The organism is Sulfitobacter sp. HI0027 (genome assembly GCF_001634775.1).
Taxonomy (GTDB): domain Bacteria; phylum Pseudomonadota; class Alphaproteobacteria; order Rhodobacterales; family Rhodobacteraceae; genus Sulfitobacter.
This window is the reverse complement of record NZ_LWER01000328.1, coordinates 24,128-40,628: the sequence shown is the minus strand read 5'-3', so window position 1 is coordinate 40,628 and position 16,501 is coordinate 24,128. Positions and strand designations below refer to the sequence as shown.

Here is a 16,501-nt window from a genome sequence, read left to right as displayed (position 1 = left end):
GCTGGGCCCGTCGGGCTGCGGTAAGACGACGATGATGCGGATGCTGGCGGGGTTTGAAAACCCAACCTCCGGGCAGATCGAACTGGCCGGGCAAGACATCGGCCCGGTGCCGCCGAACAAACGGGCGGTGAACATGATGTTCCAGTCCTATGCGCTGTTCCCGCACCTCAGCATCTGGGACAACATCGCCTTTGGTCTGCGCCGCGACAAAATGGACAAGGACGCGATTGCGGCCCGTGTGGCCGAGATGCTGAAACTCACCCGGCTAGAGAAATTCGCCCGCCGCAAACCGCATCAGATCTCCGGCGGCCAACGGCAGCGCGTTGCACTGGCGCGGTCGCTGGCAAAAGCGCCGAAGCTTTTGCTTTTGGATGAACCCTTGGGCGCGCTCGATAAAAAGCTGCGCCAAGACACCCAGTTCGAGCTGATGGATATTCAAGAATCCACCGGAACCACTTTTGTCATCGTGACCCACGACCAAGAAGAGGCGATGACCGTCGCCTCCCGCGTGGCGGTGATGGACGAGGGGCGCGTCATTCAGGTGGCCACCCCGGCTGAAATCTATGAGGCACCGAATTCCGTCTATGTGGCCGACTTCATCGGCGACGTGAATATCATCGAAGCCAGCACCAAGGCCATTGGCCAAGACCAATATCATCTGAACTGGATCGACGGGCAGCCGCCGCTGACCGCGACCTCTGCCGTGCCGTTCAGCGAGGGGCAGCAGGCCCATCTGGCGATCCGGCCCGAGAAAATTCGTATCTCGACCGACCGGCCCGAGGATGCCCCCAATGCGCTACAGGGCAAAGTGCTCGACATCGCGTATCTGGGAAACCTCAGCACCTATCACGTCGAACTGCCCGGGGGGCAGGTGATTAAAGCGCAGACGGCAAACACCCGCCGCATCGCGCGGCGCGATATCACTTGGGAAGATCCAGTTTGGATTTCATGGAGCGCCACCGCAGGCGTCTTGTTGGCGCAATGAATATGCGTCGCTTCGCCCTGATCGCGGTCCCCTATTTCTGGCTGCTGGCGCTGTTTCTGGTGCCTTTCCTGATCGTTTTTAAGATCTCCTTGTCTGACACGGCGCTGGCGATCCCGCCCTATACGCCGACCATCAAGGACGGCATCGGCGCGCTGATCGCCCAATTGGATTTCGAGAATTTCACCTTTCTCGCCTCTGACGATCTGTATTGGAAAGCCTACCTTAGTTCGCTGCGCATCGCTGTGGTCTCGACCATTTTTACGCTGTTGGTCGGCTATCCCATCGCCTACGGCATGGCCCGCGCCCCCGAAGAGTGGCGCGCCACTTTGATGATGTTGGTGATTTTGCCCTTCTGGACCTCCTTCCTGATCCGCGTCTATGCGTGGATGGGCATTCTCAGCAACGAAGGGCTGCTGAATCAACTGCTGATGTGGGTGGGTGTAACGGCAGAGCCTTTACAGATCCTTAATACCAATACGGCAGTCTATATCGGCATCGTTTATACCTATCTGCCGTTCATGATCTTGCCGATTTACGCTGCGCTGGACCGTCTGGATGAATCGCTAAACGAGGCGGCTGAGGATTTGGGCTGTTCGCGGCTGCAAGCCTTCTGGCTGGTGACGATTCCGCTGTCGCGCAATGGCATCGTGGCGGGTAGTTTTCTGGTCTTCATCCCCGCTTTGGGCGAATTCGTGATCCCCTCGCTACTGGGCGGGTCGGGCACGCTGATGATCGGCAAGGTGCTTTGGGAAGAGTTCTTTAACAACCGTGATTGGCCGGTGGCGAGCGCGGTTGCCGTGATCTTGCTTCTGATCCTGATCATCCCGATCATCCTCTTCCAGCGCAACCAGCAGAAACAGGCGGAGGCCGAACAATGAAGCGGATGACATGGTTCAACGTGACCTCGCTGACGCTGGGGTTTGCCTTTCTTTACCTGCCGATGATCATTCTGGTGATCTACAGCTTCAACGCCTCGAAACTGGTGACGGTCTGGGCCGGTTTTTCGACCCGCTGGTATAGCGAGTTGCTGCAAAACGAAGCCTTCTTGAACGCCGCTTGGGTCACGATCAAGGTTGCGGTGATTTCGTCGTCGATCGCCACAGTCTTGGGCACGATGGCCGCCTATGTGCTGGTGCGCGGCGGGCGATTTTTGGGGCGAACGCTGTTTTCGGGCATGATCTATGCGCCGCTGGTGATGCCCGAGGTGATCACCGGACTGTCGCTGCTTTTGCTGTTCATCGGCATCGGGCTGGACCGCGGCGTGCTGACCATCGTGCTGGCGCATACGACCTTTTCGATGTGCTACGTCTCGGTCGTTGTGTCTTCGCGGCTGGTGTCTTTTGACCGCTCGTTGGAGGAGGCCGCGCTTGATCTGGGTTCGTCCCCTTGGGAGGCGTTTCGTCTGGTCACCCTGCCGATCATCGCGCCTGCGGTGATCTCAGGCTGGCTTTTGGCCTTCACGCTCAGCCTTGATGATCTGGTGATCGCCTCCTTCACCGCCGGGCCGTCGGCGACGACGCTGCCGATCAAGATCTTCAGCGCCGTGCGTTTGGGGGTCTCGCCTGAGATCAACGCGCTGTCGACGATCATGATCGCCATTGTCACCGTGGGGGTCATCACCGCGTCGTTGGTCAGCAAACGCTCCAGCCTACGCGCGCAGGAGGAGGCACGTGCGGCGGAACGGCCCGCCACATGAGGCGCATCTACCCGGCCTTCGCCTATTCCGAAGCACCCCGCGCGGGCTGCTGGTGGGATGAAACCTGCGCCGCGCCGGATCGTGCGGCGCAGGAGGGAGAAGAGCGCGCCGATGTGGTGATCATCGGCGGCGGGTTCACCGGTCTCAACGCGGCGCTGCATCTGGCGCAAGCCGGGGTAGGGGCCACGGTGCTGGAGGCCGAGCGCGTGGGCTTTGGCGCCTCTGGGCGCAACGGGGGCTTTTGTTGTCTTGGCGGCGGGATGTTGGATGACGCCACGCTCGATCGCAAATTCGGGCGGGAAGAGCGGCTTGCGTGGCGGCAGACCGAGAAGGCCGCGATAGGGCAGGTAGAGGATTTCATCACCACCCGCGATGTCGACGTAGATCGTCATTCCCAAGGCGAAACCCAACTGGCCCACCGCCCGCGCGATTTCGATGAGATGCGCGGCAAGCTGGATTACTACGCAGAGAACTACGGTGTCACGGCACGGCTGACCGAAAAGACCGACCTTGCTGCCGAAGGGCTGAACGCGGGCTTCGAAGGTGCGATCACCGTGCCAATTGGATTTGGCCTCAACCCCCGCAAATATGTGACCGCCCTAGCGCAGGCCGCCGAAGAGGCGGGTGCCACGGTCTATCACAACAGCCTGGCCCTCAACGTGACACGGCGCGACGGTGCATTCGATGTCACCACCCCCAAGGGGCGCATCCGCGCCGAGCGGGTGATCATCGCCACCAACGGCTATTCCTCCGAAGACCTGCCGCCGTGGCTTGCCGCACGTTACATGCCAACGCAGTCCAGCGTGATCGTGACCCGCCCAATGACCGAGGCAGAGTTGTCTGCCCAAGGCTGGACCAGCCGACAGGCCTGCTATGACAGCCGCCACCTGCTGCATTACTTCCGGCTGATGCCTGACAATCGCATGTTGTTCGGTGTGCGCGGCGGTCTGATGTCCAACCCAAATTCCGAAAGGCGCGCCCTACGCCGTGCCCGCGCGGATTTCGAGGCTATGTTCCCGGCGTGGCGCAATGTAGAGACCCCGCACGGCTGGTCCGGCATGGTCTGTATCGCCCGCAACCGGATGCCCTTTGTGGGGGAAGTGCCAGATCAGCCGGGGATGTTCGCGGGGCTGTGCTACCACGGGAACGGCGTGGCGATGGGCAGCTATTCCGGCGCGCTATTGGCTGATCTGGTGCGGAGCAAAACGCCAGAGCAGCCCTATCCCGCCCCCATGCGCGCCCCGCTTGCGCGGTTCGAGTTGGGCCGCTTTCGCCGGGCGGTCATGCCTTTTGCCTATGCGGGGTTTGCGCTGTCGGACCGTTAAAGGCGCTCAATCCTGCTCCGACGCTGCACGCTCTTTCGCCAGCATGATTTGCCGCTGCCGTTCGCGAAACCGCTCTTTGTCGGCATCAGAAGTCTCGTCCACACACTGATGGCAGGATACACCAGCCTCATAAGCGGCATGTCTCGTGTCTTCAGGCAGGATCGGACGGCGGCAGCCGTGGCAGAGCATATGCGGCCCCTCGCGCAGCCCGTGGCCGACGCTGACGCGGTTGTCAAAGACAAAACAATCGCCTTCCCACGTGCTTTCCTGTTCGGGCACCTCTTCGAGGTATTTCAGGATGCCGCCCTTAAGGTGAAAGACATCCTCAACCCCCTGACCGATCAGATAATTGGTCGATTTCTCGCAACGGATGCCGCCGGTGCAGAACATCGCGATCTTCTTGTTGTGGAAACGGTCTTTGTTCGCCTCCCACCATTCGGGGAATTCGCCGAAACTTTCGGTCTGCGGGTCGACCGCCCCTTCAAAGGTGCCGATGGCCACTTCGTAATTGTTGCGCGTGTCGATCACCGCCACATCGGGCGAGCGGATCAACTCGTTCCACTCTTTGGAGTCGACGTAGTGCCCAACCTTGGCGCGCGGATCGACATCGGGCTGGCCCATGGTGACGATCTCACGCTTGATGCGGACCTTCATCTTGCCAAAAGGCGGCTTGTCGCTCGTCGCCTCTTTCCACTCCAGATCGGCGCAGCCGGGCAGGGCGCGCAGATGGGCGATTACCGCGTCGATCCCGGCGCGGGGTCCGGCGATGGTGCCGTTCACCCCTTCGGGCGCTAGAAGCAGCGTGCCCATGACCGATTGCGCCTCGCAAAGCGCCAGCAGCGCAGGCTTGAGCGCTGCGGGATCCTCAAAACGGGTGAAGTGATATAGGGCGGCAATGGTATACATGAGCGTCAAATAAGCGCTTCGGGCGCAAAGCTCAATCCGGGGCGTGCCATTGACCTAACCCACCCGCAGCCCTACCCCTTTGAACGCCCTACCCCTTTGAACGGAGGAGACTGCCCATGACCCATGCCCTGATCGTGATCGACGTCCAAAATGATTTCTGCCCCGGCGGCGCGCTGGAAGTGCCCCAAGGCGATGAGATTCTGCGCGGCATCAATGCGCTGATGCCCGAGTTTGACGCGGTTGTTCTGACGCAGGATTGGCACCCGGCGGGGCATTCGTCATTCGCCTCTTCGCATAAGAACAACACGCCTTACGAGATCGTCACCATGCCCTACGGCCCGCAGGTGCTCTGGCCCGATCACTGCATCCAAGGCAGCATCGGCGCGCAGTTCCACCCCGAGCTGCAAGCCGACCGCGCCGATCTGATCATCCGCAAGGGCTATAGCCCCGACATCGACAGCTATTCAGCGTTTTTCGAGAACGATCACCGCACCCCCACGGGGCTTGAAGGGTACCTGCGCACGCGCGGGATCGAACGGCTGACCATGGTCGGGCTGGCGCTGGATTTCTGCGTGAACTTCTCGGCTGTGGACGCGGCAAAGCTGGGGTTCAAGGTCGACGTGCGCGAATACCTGTGCCGCGCGATAGATTTGGACGGATCGCTTGCCAAGTCCCGCGAAGGGATGCGCGCCGCCGGGGTCACGCTGGCCTGATCCGCCGCTTTCCGCTTGCTCAACTGTCCGCGCCCTTGGCATGAAGGGTGCAAGCAACAAGGAACCTCCCATGGTCGACATCGCCACCCGCGTCTATAACCACAAGTGGAAGATCGACCCGATCGTGCGGTCGCTGATCGACACGGATTTCTACAAGCTGCTGATGTGCCAGTCGGTGTTCCGCAACAGGCCGGACACGCAGGTCACCTTTAGCCTGATCAACCGCTCTACCCATATTCCGCTGGCCAAACTGATCGACGAAGGCGAACTGCGCGAGCAGTTGGATCACATCCGCTCGCTTAGTCTCAGCCGGGGGGAGAGCACATGGCTGCGCGGCAATACCTTCTACGGCAAGCGCCAGATGTTCCGCCCGGATTTTATGGAGTGGTTCGAAGGCATGCGCCTGCCGCCCTACCATTTGGAGCGGAAAGGCGATCAGTATGAGCTGACCTTTGAGGGCAAATGGCACGAGGTCATGCTGTGGGAGATCCCCGCGCTGGCGGTGCTGATGGAGTTGCGCAGCCGCGCGGCACTTGGTCCTATGGGCAAGTTCGAGCTTCAGGTGCTTTACGCCCGCGCAATGACCCGCGTCTGGGAAAAGATCGAGGCGCTGCGCGAGGTGGATAACCTCTCGATTGCGGACTTTGGCACCCGGCGGCGGCATTCGTACCTCTGGCAAGACTGGTGCGTGCAGGCGATGCATGAGGGGCTGGGAAATGCTTTCACCGGCACCTCTAACTGCCGCATTGCCATGATGCGTGAGCTAGAGGCGATTGGTACGAACGCGCATGAGTTGCCGATGGTCTATGCTGCCTTGGCCGATGATGACGCCGAGCTTGCCCGCGCACCTTACGACGTGCTGTCGGATTGGCATGACGAACACGAAGGCAATCTGCGCATTATCCTGCCCGATACCTACGGCACCAAAGGCTTTTTGGACCACGCGCCCGACTGGCTAGCGGGCTGGACCGGCATCCGCGTCGACAGCGGTGATCCGGCCACAGCGGCGCAGACGGCCATCGACTGGTGGCGTGCGCGGGGGGAGGATCCGACGACCAAGCGGGTGATCTTTAGCGACGGGCTCGACGTGGACAAGATTAAGGAGTTGCACGCGCAGTTCGCGGGCAAGGCCAAGGTCTCCTTCGGCTGGGGCACCTTGCTGACCAATGACTTCCGCAGATTGGTGCCGAACGATGCGTTGGCGCCGTTCAGCCTTGTCTGCAAAGCGGTCAGCGCCAACGGGCGGCCCACGGTCAAACTCTCGGACAACCCCAACAAGGCGATGGGCCCGGCGGATGAAATCGCGCGCTACAAACGGGTTTTCGGTGTGGGCGAACAGACCGCGCAGCAGGTGATCGTCTAAGGGTCAGTCCTGACCAATGGCCGTCATCGGAAATTCCGCCGTGGCGATCAATCCGTCGGGCTGCCAGTCATAGTGCAACGTGCCACCGACCGCGCGGGTCAGCGATTGGATGATCCGCGAGCCGCTGTCGCGGTTGGATTTGGTCACCTTCGGCCCCCCGATTTCCTGCCAGACGAAACGCAGACGGGCGGGTGCTTGAAGGATCGCGATGTCCAACGACACCCGCCCCGTCTCCGTGCTGAGCGATCCATGTTTCACCGCGTTTGTCGCCAGCTCATGCAGGGCCAGCGTCAGGGGTGAGACAAGCCGATGCGATATCAGCGGGTTGTCTCCAGAGAGGGTGATCTGCTCTTCGGTTGCTGAGGTATAGGCCCGCATGATCGGCCCCATCAACGTCTCGAAATCCACCTCTTGCTGATCACTACGGCCAATCGTGTCGAAATGCGCAGCACCCAATGCGGAAAGGCGCTCAATGACCTTGTCGGCAAAGGCTCCGGGCGTGGGCTCCTCTCGGGCGGTAATGCGGACCATGGCAGTCATAACATTAACGATATTACGCAGCCGGTGCAGCAGTTCATCGTCTGCCAGTTGGCGGTGTTCGCGCTCCACCCGGCGACGCTCAGAGACATCAAGCTGAGAGCCGAAGAAATAGATCAGCTTGCCGTCTTCATCATTGATCGGGCCAAGCTGCAGCGCATTCAGAAAGCGGCTGCCGTCTTTGCGGTAGTTCACGATCTCCACCGTATCAACCCGGCGTTCTAAGAGAATCTGGCGCACCGTCTCCACGCTTTCGGGTGTCGTGTCCGGGCCTTGCAGAAACCGGCAATTCTGACCGACGATCTCTTCCATGCGGTAGCCGGTAAGGTCGGTGAAAGCCTCGTTGACATAGACAATCGGATTGTCCGGCAGCGTCGGGTCGGTGATGCACAATGGCAAGCGGGCATAGCGCACGACCTTGCCAAGAACGTCTTCGTTCAGAGCCGGCCGATTGGCGGAGACCGTATCATTGTTCATAAAGTGCCGCCCTTCGTCCGAAACTAGCCGGTAATGTGCCCCGTGCGTGGCTTCTGGGTCAACCCGCATACTGGGTTCAAGCAATGTTTATCTACTAGATACGGTATGCCTCGTGGCGTTTCGCGCGGCAGTGGGGGTGAGGGGCCAAATGCGGCTTGTCAACGCGGGTCGAAAATGCGTAATTGAACACGCTTGGTGTCCCGAGAAGCACCTGTTGGTGTGGGACCGAAAAGGGAATTCAGTAAGGGGTCGCAAGACCCCGAAGCCGAAGCCGCCCCCGCGACTGTAAGCGGTGAGCCAATGCCCCTCGTGCCACTTGTCCATTCGGACGGGGAAGGCGGGCAAAGGCCACGACCCGCGAGCCAGGAGACCTGCCAAGCAAATGAAACGCTAAATGCCGTCGGGTGTGACGGTAAGGAGAATGAAGATGACGACAATGATTAAGACCGCCGGTGCCACGCGCAGCAAACTCGTGCCGGCGCTGTTTGCCGCCGTATTGGGTGTGGCTTTGATGGCGCTGACCGGCCATGTGCAGGCCGCAGCACTGCATGATGCCGCCCATGACGTGCGCCACGCGACAGGCTTTCCCTGCCACTAAGCGCCCGTGTTCGGTATCACAGGGGTCCGGGCTGCCATGCCGCAGTCCGGCTGTCTGTGATTCTGCCTTTCTATCAATGCCTGCCTTTCGCTGTTTTGCCCGCGCCCGCCGTTCGCTGCGTCGGGAGGGCTTTGGCACATCTTGAGGCTGGGTAATGTCCTCGGCCCGCTTTTGGCGCGGCGCTGAGTATCATTTCGCATCCAAGGATCATTGCGATGTTTTCACGTTTTCTGACTTCCGCCCTCTTTGCAGGGGCCTCTGCCGGTTTGCTGACCGGCCTGCTACAACTCTATTTCGTGCAGCCCGTGCTGCTTCATGCCGAGCTTTATGAGTCTGGCGCGCTGGTGCATTTTGGTGCGGACGCCGTATCAGCGCACCCCGATCTGCCCGGTTTCGACGCCGTACGCGATGGGCTGAGCCTGATTTTCACCATGTTGACCTATACCGCCTATGCGCTGATCCTGTTGACCGCGATGAGCTTTGGCGAAGAGCGCGGTGCGGTGATTGATGGCCGCTGGGGCATCCTTTGGGGCGTGGCGGGTTTCGTCGCTTTCCACCTCGCACCCGGGTTCAGCCTTGCGCCGGAGGTGCCCGGTGTGGCCGCTGCAGACATCACCGCACGGCAGATCTGGTGGTTCGCCACGGCGGGGGCGGCGCTGGTGGCGCTCTGGCTGCTGGCCTTTGGCAAGGGCTGGGGCGCGTGGATCGGGGCGGCGGTGTTGCTGATGGCCCCGCATGTCGTCGGCGCACCTGAGCCCGATAATTTCAGCGGCCCGGTGCCCACCGAGATCGGCGCGCTGTTCGCGGCCCGCGCACTTGGCATCGGCTTGGTCGCTTGGGTGCTGCTGGGCAGCTTCGCCGGGTTCTTTTGGCAACGTGAAGGCGCGCGCAGCGCCTGAGGGAGGTCAAGATGGACAGATCACTGGCACTATTCGCCATCGGATTGGTCTTTGGCGGTGGCATTGGTTTTGCCATCGCCGCAAGCAACGGTGTGACCTTTGACGGCCATGACCATGGCGACCCTGCCGCCCATGGCGGGATGGACCACGGCGGCGCGGATCACGCGCGGATGCACGGCCAACCGATCACACTTGCCGCAGAAGACGCCCCCAGCCTCGCGATCCGCGTGACGCCTGACCCAATGTCAGGCCATAACCTTTTCGTAGAGACCGAAGGCTTCGCCTATGCGCCGCAGAACGCCAGCGGCGACAACCAACCGGGCGAGGGCCACGCCCATGTCTATGTCAACGGCACCAAGATCGGGCGGCTTTATGGCCCATGGCTGCATCTGCCTGATCTGCCCAAGGGCGCGGTCACGGTTGAGGTCACGCTTAACGCCAATGATCACCGCCCCTTGGCGGTAAACGGTACGCCGATTACCGCGCGCGAGGTGCTGACAATTGAATAATCGCCCCGCTTCCCCTTTTCATAACGGGCCGGAGCGCATACCCGGCACGCATAACCCGATGGGACCAGATCAATGAGCACGACCCTACATGTCTGCATGACCTGCCGCGCAGGCGAGGTGCTGGAGGAAGACGCCCCGCGCCCCGGCGCGCAGCTTCACGCCGCCCTTGACGCCACAGGTGCGCCTGAGGGCGTGACCATCGTGCCGGTGCAATGTCTTTCGGCCTGTTCGCAGGGCGCCGCCGTGGCGCTGTCTGCGCCGGGCAAATGGTCCTATGTTTATGGCCGCCTGACCAAGGAAGACGCCGCCGACATCCTTGCCGGAGCCGCCGCCTATGCCGCCACCCAAGACGGGCTGGTGCCATGGCGCGAACGTCCGGTTATCTTTCGCAAGCAGAGCCTTGCGCGTATCCCCCCTTTGACCCTGCCGCAGGAGCCTTCCTCATGAGCGATCTCGCCAAAATTCCCGTTACCGTCATCACCGGTTTTCTCGGCGCGGGCAAGACCACGTTGATCCGCCACCTGATGACCAATACAGGCGGGCGCCGCCTTGCCGTGTTGGTCAATGAGTTCGGCACCGTGGGTGTGGATGGCGACATCCTGAAATCCTGCGCCATCGAGGATTGCCCAGCCGAGAACATCGTCGAACTGGCCAATGGCTGTATCTGTTGCACCGTGGCCGATGATTTCATCCCCACCATCGAAGCGCTGATGGCCCTGCCCACGCGCCCCGACCACATCCTGATCGAAACCTCCGGGCTGGCCCTGCCGAAACCGCTGCTGAAAGCATTCGACTGGCCCGCGATCCGGTCCAAAATCACCGTCGACGGCGTCATCGCGCTGGCCGATGCCGAGGCCGTGGCCGCGGGTACCTTCGCCGCCGATGTCGCCGCCGTAGATGCGCAGCGTCTGGCCGATGACAGCCTTGACCACGAAACCCCGCTGTCAGAGGTGTTCGAAGATCAGATCTCCTGCGCCGATATCATCTTGATGTCCAAGGCCGATCTGGCCGGTCCAGAAGGGCTCGCCAAGGCACGCAAGGTGATCGAAGACGAAAGCCCGCGTGAGATCCCAATCCTCGAGATGACCGAAGGCGTAATCGACCCCAAGGTCGTGCTGGGCCTCAACGCCGCTGCCGAAGACGACCTCGCTGCGCGTCCCTCGCACCATGATGGCCACGACGATCACGAGCATGACGATTTCGAAACCGTAGTGATCCCGATGCCGGAAGTGTCGGATGTAAACGCGCTGGTCGCCTCGATCGAGCGGCTCGCGCGGGAGCAGAACATTCTGCGCGTCAAAGGTTATGTCGCGGTCGAAGGCAAACCGATGCGCCTGTTGGTGCAGGCCGTGGGCGCGCGGGTGCGCCAGCAGTTCGACCGCCCTTGGGGCGGTGATCCGCGCGCGGGGCATCTGGTTGTCATCGCTGAACATGACGACATCGACCTCGCCGCAATCCGCGACGTATTGGGAGCCTAACCGCGCATGCATGTCGTCTTTCGCGAAAGCCACGGGTTGGAGGATACCGACACCCCCTATGATCCGGGCCAAACGCCCGCCGATCTGGTGGTGCTGTCGTTTTCCGACAGTGACCTTGGCGCTTTCGCGGCAGGCTGGCATCGCGGCGGCGGTAAGGAGGGCAAGCTGCCCTCGCTGCGGCTGTGCAACCTTGTGGCGCTGCGGCACCCTGCGTCGGTCGACAACTACATCGAACAGACGTTGACCGGCGCCAAGGGCATCCTGATCCGCCTCATCGGGGGCGAGAACTATTGGCCCTACGGCATCATGCAGGTCCAAGATTTCGCCCGCCGCAATGACATCGCGCTGGCCGTGCTGCCTGCCGATGGGCGCGAAGACCCGGGGCTCGACGCGCATTCGACTTTGCCGGTTTCCACGCTCCGCCGTCTTGCGCATCTCTGTGACGCGGGCGGGCCAGTGGCGGCGCAGGCCGCACTTGCGCAGATGGCGCTGGCGGCGGGGTTCTATGCCGGGCCGGTGATGGGCGCCAAAACGGTGCCTGATTGTGGCTATTACGACCCCGATCAGGGCGTGGTCACCTTTGCCGATGCGGCAGGCGATACCGTCGCTGTCACCTTCTACCGCAGCTACCTTCTCGCCGCCGATACCGCGCCCGTCGATGCACTGATCCGCGCGTTGCGTGCCGCAGGGCTGAATGCCATCGGGCTGTTTGTGCCATCGCTGAAATCCGATCCCGCGCGGGCCTTTTTGGGCGACGCGCTCGCCGCGATGAACCCCGTTTCCATCGTCAACGCCACCGCCTTCTCGGGGCGAGGGGATGACGGCACTTCCCCGCTCGACGCGCCGGGATGCCCGGTTTTCCAAGTGGCCCTCTCCACCGCGCGGCGGCGTGATTGGGACGAGAGCGAGCGCGGCCTCTCGCCCGCCGATCTGGCGATGCATGTGGTTCTGCCCGAAGTGGATGGCCGTATCTTTACCGGCGTCGTCAGTTTCAAAAGCCCCGAAAAACGCGACCCCGATCTGCAATATTCCCGCTTTGCCCACCGCGCCGAAGATGCCCGCATCGCAGCGGTCGTAGAGCGCGTGCTGGGTTGGCAACGGCTGGCGCAAACCCCTGCGGCCACGCGCAAGCTGGCGCTGGTGCTCTCGACCTATCCGGGGCGGGACGATCTACTGGCCCACGCGGTCGGCCTTGATGCGCTGGCCAGCGTCGAAGACATGCTGATGCGGCTGGCGGGCGAGGGCTATAGCGTCACGCCGCAGATCGGTTTTGGCCGGAGCCTGACCGAACAGCGCATTTCGTGGCCGCTTGCCGACTACCACGCCGCCTTGGCCAGCCTGCCACAGACGCTGCGCGATGACCTTCGCGACGCATGGGGCGCGGTTGAGGATGATCCGCTGGTTCAAGATGGCGCGTTCTACTTCGCCGCGCAAACCTGCGGCAACGCGCTGGTCGCGCTGCAACCGGAACGCGGCGATCTGCAAGACCGCGAAGACAGCTATCACGACCTCGCTCGCACCCCGCGTCATTCCTATGTGGCCTTCTACCTCTGGCTGCGCGCACAGGGGCACCACGCGTTGGTGCACATCGGCGCGCATGGCACGCTGGAATGGCTGCCGGGCAAGGCTGTGGCTCTGTCGGACGACTGCTGGCCCGAGGCGCTGACCGGCGATCTGCCGGTGATCTATCCGTTCATCGTCAATGATCCGGGCGAAGCGGCACAGGCCAAGCGGCGCATCGGCGCGGTGACCTTGGGCCATCTTCCACCCCCGTTGAAAGACAGCGAAACGCCCGAAGGGCTGTTGCGTCTGGAACGGCTGCTGGATGAATATTCCACCGCCGATGGGCTCGACCCCGCGCGCCGCGACCGGCTGGTCGACACGATCCGCGCCGAGGCGCAGGCGGCGGGGGTCGAAGATGACCTTGGCCTCGATGCTGCCAGTTCCTCGGCCGAGGCGCTGACCCGAATTGACGCCTTCGTCTGCGACATCAAGGAAAGCCAATACGGCGATGGCCTCCACATCTTTGGCGCGGGGGAGGGCGAATGGGACGGGCTGCTGACCGCGCTTTCGGGGCGGCGCGTCACTGCTGGTCCTTCCGGCTCCCCCTATCGCGGGCGCTCGGATGTGCTGCCCACGGGGCGCAACCTCTATGCCGTCGATCCGCGCGGCGTGCCCAGCCGGGCCGCCCATGCGCAGGGCGTGAAACTGGCCGAAGAACTGCTCAGGCGGCATCTGCAAGACAACGGCGACTGGCCGCGCGGGCTGGTGATTGATCTTTGGGGGTCGGCCACCATGCGCACGGCGGGCGAAGAGGTCGCTATGGCCATGCATCTCGCCGGTCTTGCGCCGAAATGGGACGAAGGCAGCGAGCGGGTGTCGGGCTTTGAGGTACTGCCACTGACCCTGCTGGACCGTCCGCGCATTGACGTGACGCTGCGCATCTCGGGCCTGTTCCGGGATGTGTTTCCGGGGCTGGGACAGATCTTCGAGGCAGGCGCCGCAGCATTGGCCGAGCGCGAAGAAGCGCCCGACATGAACCCCTACCTCACTCGCACGCCGCGCGTCTTTGGCCCCAAGCCGGGCCTTTACGGCGTGAACATGGAAGCGGCGTTACAGGACTATTCCGACGCGGGCCGCGCGGCGGCGGGGGAGGCGTGGCTGAGCGGATCAGAGTGGGCAATCAACGCCCAAGGCGAGGCGCATCAGGACCGCGCCGCGCTGGAGGCGCAGTTGCACCGCGCCGATGGCTTTGCCCATGTGCAAGACTTGGCCGAAAGCGATATCCTGCTCGCCTCGGACTATGCCAGCCACGAAGGTGGTTTTGCCGCCGCGATGGCGCATCTGGGTGCGCAGAAGCCCGCGATGTACCACCTTGATCACACCCGCGCAGGCAGCCCCCGCGCGCGGTCCATGCCTGAGGAAATCGCCCGTGTCGTGCGCGCCCGTGCCGCCAATCCCGGCTGGGCCAGCGGCATGATGCGCCACGGTTTTCGCGGCGCGGCAGAGGTGGCGGCGACGCTCGACAACCTTGCCGCCTTTGCGCATTTGACGCGCGAGGTGCCCGCGCATCTCTTTGATCTCTATTTCGACGCCACGCTGGGCCGCGACGATCTTGTGGCCTTTATGGAGGCCGAGAACCCCGCCGCTTTGCAGGCCATGCACGACCGTTTTGCGGCCCTTCGGGACGCTGGCCTTTGGGTGACGCGCCGCAATTCGATTTCGGCCAACTTGGACGGGGTGGAGTGAGCGTTGCACCCGTCATCAAGGGCTGGTGCCCCGGCGCGCTGCGGCCAATGCTGTCGGGCGATGGGCTGGTGGTCCGCCTCCGGGTGCCGCAGGGGCGGTTGACCCCGGCTCAAGCGCGGGGCGTGGCAGAGCTGGCGCTGCGTTATGGCAACGGGATGCTTGACCTGTCGAACCGGGGCAATCTGCAACTGCGCGGGATTGATCCCGCACGGCATGAGGGGCTGATTGACGCGCTTCGTGGGCTGGCGCTGATCGACGCTGACGAGCACACCGAGCGACGGCGAAACCTCATGGTGACGCCCTTCTGGCAGGCAGGTGATGATACGGATCATCTGACCCAGCAGTTGACCGCCGCCGCGCAGAGCCACGCGCTGCCCGATGTCTCCAGCAAATTCGGCTATGCGGTCGATGCCGGAGCGCAACCGGTGTTGCAGGCAGACCCCGCCGACATTCGCTTTGAGCGCTCGGCGGAGGGGCAGCTTTTGCTTTGTGCTGAGGGGGCGGCATTGGGTAAACCGGTTTCCCGCGATACCGCCGTGGCCGAGGCCATCGCGTTGGCCGCATGGGTTCGCGCGCAGGGGGCCACCCGCGCTGCGCGCGCTTTGGATGCAGGGGTGACCCTGCCGGCGGGTTTCGACCATCCCCGGCAAAGCGGGCTCAGCACTCCGACGCTCGGCCTCTTTCCTGCAGGGGCGCTGATCGCCTGCGCCTTTGGTCAGATCGACGCAGAAACGCTCACTGCCCTTGCCAACCTCGGCCCTCTGCGCCTGACCCCTTGGCGGATGGTGCTGATCGAAGGTGCCACCGAACTCCCCGACTTGCCTAGCCTTATCACCGATGCCGCCGACCCGCTCTTGCGCGTTGTCGCCTGTATCGGCGCGCCCGGTTGCGCACAGGGCCGGGGCGAGACGCGCGGGCTGGCGCGGCGCCTTGCTGCCGAGGTGCCAAAGGGGCAACGCCTGCATGTCTCGGGCTGCGCCAAGGGCTGCGCCGCGCCGCGTGCCACAGACATCACCCTGACCGCCACCGCGCCAGCGCGCTATGACCTCATCCAAGAGGGTCGCGCCGATGCCCCACCTGACCTGCGCGGGCTGTCCCCCGCCGCCATCGCCTCTTACCTTAGAAAGTCCGCCGATGCCCCATAGCTATATCACCGACGGTGCCGAGATTTACCGCCAGTCCTTTGCCACCATCCGTGCCGAGGCGGCGCTAGCGCGTTTCACCCCCGAAGAAGAGATCGTCGCCGTGCGCATGATCCACGCCGCGGGCATGGTCGGGCTGGAGGAACACATCCGCTTTTCCGAAGGCATGGCCGTGGCCGCGCGGGCGGCGCTGGAGGACGGCGCGCCGATCCTCTGCGACGCCTACATGGTCAGCGAAGGCATCACCCGCAAACGCCTGCCACGCGAGAATGAGGTGATCTGCACCCTGCGCGACCCCTCAGTGCCGGATTTGGCCGCCGAGATGAGCAACACCCGCTCCGCCGCCGCGCTGGAACTGTGGCGGCCGCATCTGCAAGGCGCGGTGGTGGCCATCGGCAATGCGCCGACGGCGCTGTTTCACCTGCTCAACATGCTAGAAGACCCCGACTGCCCGCGCCCGGCGGCAATCATCGGCTGCCCGGTGGGCTTCATCGGCGCGGCGGAATCAAAAGAGGCGCTGATGCAGGATCTGCCAGTGCCCTCGATGATCGTGCCGGGGCGTTTGGGCGGCTCGGCGATCACCGTGGCGGCGGTGAACGCGCTGGCAAGCAGGGTGGAATGAAG

16 protein-coding genes and 1 riboswitch are annotated in these 16,501 nt (G+C 63.1%); of the genes, 14 read left to right on the top strand and 2 right to left on the bottom strand.

Features of this window, described 5'->3' with window-relative positions; genetic code table 11:
• From A3722_RS16225 to A3722_RS16210, 4 genes are all read left to right on the top strand, one after another.
• Positions 1 to 985 (top strand): ABC transporter ATP-binding protein (locus A3722_RS16225; RefSeq protein ID WP_067916303.1); only part of this gene is annotated, 985 nt, incomplete at its 5' end.
• Positions 986 to 987: 2 nt separating this feature from the next.
• On the top strand, positions 988 to 1,863 hold the full coding sequence (locus tag A3722_RS16220) for an ABC transporter permease subunit (RefSeq protein ID WP_067622297.1): 876 nt from the start codon (positions 988 to 990) through the stop codon (positions 1,861 to 1,863).
• Entirely contained in the window at positions 1,860 to 2,681 is an 822-nt protein-coding gene (locus tag A3722_RS16215) for an ABC transporter permease (RefSeq protein WP_067626566.1), read from the top strand. Before A3722_RS16220 ends, A3722_RS16215 begins: the two co-directional genes overlap by 4 nt.
• A complete protein-coding gene (locus tag A3722_RS16210) occupies positions 2,678 to 4,006 on the top strand; it encodes an NAD(P)/FAD-dependent oxidoreductase (RefSeq protein ID WP_067626564.1) in 1,329 nt (442 codons plus the stop codon). The genes A3722_RS16215 and A3722_RS16210 overlap by 4 nt, the downstream gene beginning before the upstream one ends.
• 6 nt (positions 4,007 to 4,012) lie before the next feature.
• Here A3722_RS16210 and trhO read toward each other — a convergent pair whose 3' ends face one another.
• Positions 4,013 to 4,912: an oxygen-dependent tRNA uridine(34) hydroxylase TrhO gene (gene trhO, locus A3722_RS16205; RefSeq protein ID WP_067916301.1), complete on the bottom strand. Its 900-nt coding sequence runs from the start codon at positions 4,910 to 4,912 to the stop codon at positions 4,013 to 4,015.
• Between the two features lie 116 nt (positions 4,913 to 5,028).
• Here trhO and pncA point away from each other — a divergent pair, with 116 nt between their 5' ends.
• Both pncA and pncB read left to right on the top strand, forming a co-directional pair.
• Positions 5,029 to 5,625 carry a bifunctional nicotinamidase/pyrazinamidase gene (gene pncA, locus A3722_RS16200; protein WP_067628943.1) on the top strand — a complete coding sequence of 199 codons (597 nt, stop codon included), beginning with the start codon at positions 5,029 to 5,031 and terminating at the stop codon, positions 5,623 to 5,625.
• 70 nt (positions 5,626 to 5,695) lie between these two features.
• On the top strand, positions 5,696 to 6,988 hold the full coding sequence (gene pncB / locus A3722_RS16195) for a nicotinate phosphoribosyltransferase (protein WP_067628940.1): 1,293 nt from the start codon (positions 5,696 to 5,698) through the stop codon (positions 6,986 to 6,988).
• A 3-nt stretch (positions 6,989 to 6,991) separates the two neighbouring features.
• Here the strand turns inward: pncB and A3722_RS16190 are convergent, their stop codons facing one another.
• On the bottom strand, positions 6,992 to 8,002 hold the full coding sequence (locus A3722_RS16190; RefSeq protein WP_067628938.1) for a PAS domain-containing protein: 1,011 nt from the start codon (positions 8,000 to 8,002) through the stop codon (positions 6,992 to 6,994).
• A gap of 176 nt (positions 8,003 to 8,178) precedes the next feature.
• Positions 8,179 to 8,395, top strand: a riboswitch (cobalamin riboswitch).
• A gap of 34 nt (positions 8,396 to 8,429) precedes the next feature.
• Between A3722_RS16190 and A3722_RS23540 the strand changes: the two genes are divergently transcribed.
• From A3722_RS23540 to A3722_RS16155, 8 genes are all read left to right on the top strand, one after another.
• Positions 8,430 to 8,600, top strand: coding sequence for a CbtB domain-containing protein (locus A3722_RS23540; RefSeq protein WP_082849519.1), 171 nt, complete (start codon positions 8,430 to 8,432; stop codon positions 8,598 to 8,600).
• A gap of 215 nt (positions 8,601 to 8,815) precedes the next feature.
• Positions 8,816 to 9,499, top strand: coding sequence for a CbtA family protein (locus A3722_RS16185; RefSeq protein WP_067628936.1), 684 nt, complete (start codon positions 8,816 to 8,818; stop codon positions 9,497 to 9,499).
• An 11-nt stretch (positions 9,500 to 9,510) separates the two neighbouring features.
• The gene (locus A3722_RS16180; RefSeq protein WP_067628932.1) at positions 9,511 to 10,008 is read left to right on the top strand and encodes a hypothetical protein; all 498 of its coding nucleotides are present in this window, start codon (positions 9,511 to 9,513) and stop codon (positions 10,006 to 10,008) included.
• Between the two features lie 72 nt (positions 10,009 to 10,080).
• Positions 10,081 to 10,455 carry a DUF1636 family protein gene (locus A3722_RS16175; protein WP_067628930.1) on the top strand — a complete coding sequence of 125 codons (375 nt, stop codon included), beginning with the start codon at positions 10,081 to 10,083 and terminating at the stop codon, positions 10,453 to 10,455.
• Positions 10,452 to 11,486 (top strand): cobalamin biosynthesis protein CobW, encoded by a 1,035-nt coding sequence (gene cobW, locus A3722_RS16170; protein WP_067916299.1) that lies wholly within the window; start codon positions 10,452 to 10,454, stop codon positions 11,484 to 11,486. Before A3722_RS16175 ends, cobW begins: the two co-directional genes overlap by 4 nt.
• Before the next feature lie 6 nt (positions 11,487 to 11,492).
• Positions 11,493 to 14,735, top strand: coding sequence for a cobaltochelatase subunit CobN (cobN, locus tag A3722_RS16165; protein ID WP_067627147.1), 3,243 nt, complete (start codon positions 11,493 to 11,495; stop codon positions 14,733 to 14,735).
• Complete coding sequence (cobG, locus tag A3722_RS16160; protein WP_236627456.1) at positions 14,732 to 15,880, top strand: precorrin-3B synthase; 1,149 nt, start codon at positions 14,732 to 14,734, stop codon at positions 15,878 to 15,880. Before cobN ends, cobG begins: the two co-directional genes overlap by 4 nt.
• The gene (locus tag A3722_RS16155; RefSeq protein WP_067627143.1) at positions 15,870 to 16,499 is read left to right on the top strand and encodes a precorrin-8X methylmutase; all 630 of its coding nucleotides are present in this window, start codon (positions 15,870 to 15,872) and stop codon (positions 16,497 to 16,499) included. Before cobG ends, A3722_RS16155 begins: the two co-directional genes overlap by 11 nt.
• The last annotated feature ends 2 nt before the right edge of the window (positions 16,500 to 16,501 follow it).

Bases quoted from the DNA above. Each gene is read 5' to 3' on its own strand.
- cobW (WP_067916299.1), top strand. From the start codon at position 10,452: ATGAGCGATCTCGCCAAAATTCCCGTTACCGTCATCACCGGTTTTCTC.
- trhO (WP_067916301.1), bottom strand. From the start codon at position 4,912: ATGTATACCATTGCCGCCCTATATCACTTCACCCGTTTTGAGGATCCC.
- pncA (WP_067628943.1), top strand. From the start codon at position 5,029: ATGACCCATGCCCTGATCGTGATCGACGTCCAAAATGATTTCTGCCCC.
- A3722_RS16175 (WP_067628930.1), top strand. From the start codon at position 10,081: ATGAGCACGACCCTACATGTCTGCATGACCTGCCGCGCAGGCGAGGTG.
- A3722_RS16210 (WP_067626564.1), top strand. From the start codon at position 2,678: ATGAGGCGCATCTACCCGGCCTTCGCCTATTCCGAAGCACCCCGCGCG.
- cobN (WP_067627147.1), top strand. From the start codon at position 11,493: ATGCATGTCGTCTTTCGCGAAAGCCACGGGTTGGAGGATACCGACACC.
- A3722_RS16185 (WP_067628936.1), top strand. From the start codon at position 8,816: ATGTTTTCACGTTTTCTGACTTCCGCCCTCTTTGCAGGGGCCTCTGCC.
- A3722_RS16180 (WP_067628932.1), top strand. From the start codon at position 9,511: ATGGACAGATCACTGGCACTATTCGCCATCGGATTGGTCTTTGGCGGT.
- A3722_RS23540 (WP_082849519.1), top strand. From the start codon at position 8,430: ATGACGACAATGATTAAGACCGCCGGTGCCACGCGCAGCAAACTCGTG.
- A3722_RS16220 (WP_067622297.1), top strand. From the start codon at position 988: ATGCGTCGCTTCGCCCTGATCGCGGTCCCCTATTTCTGGCTGCTGGCG.
- A3722_RS16215 (WP_067626566.1), top strand. From the start codon at position 1,860: ATGAAGCGGATGACATGGTTCAACGTGACCTCGCTGACGCTGGGGTTT.
- A3722_RS16155 (WP_067627143.1), top strand. From the start codon at position 15,870: ATGCCCCATAGCTATATCACCGACGGTGCCGAGATTTACCGCCAGTCC.
- A3722_RS16190 (WP_067628938.1), bottom strand. From the start codon at position 8,002: ATGAACAATGATACGGTCTCCGCCAATCGGCCGGCTCTGAACGAAGAC.
- pncB (WP_067628940.1), top strand. From the start codon at position 5,696: ATGGTCGACATCGCCACCCGCGTCTATAACCACAAGTGGAAGATCGAC.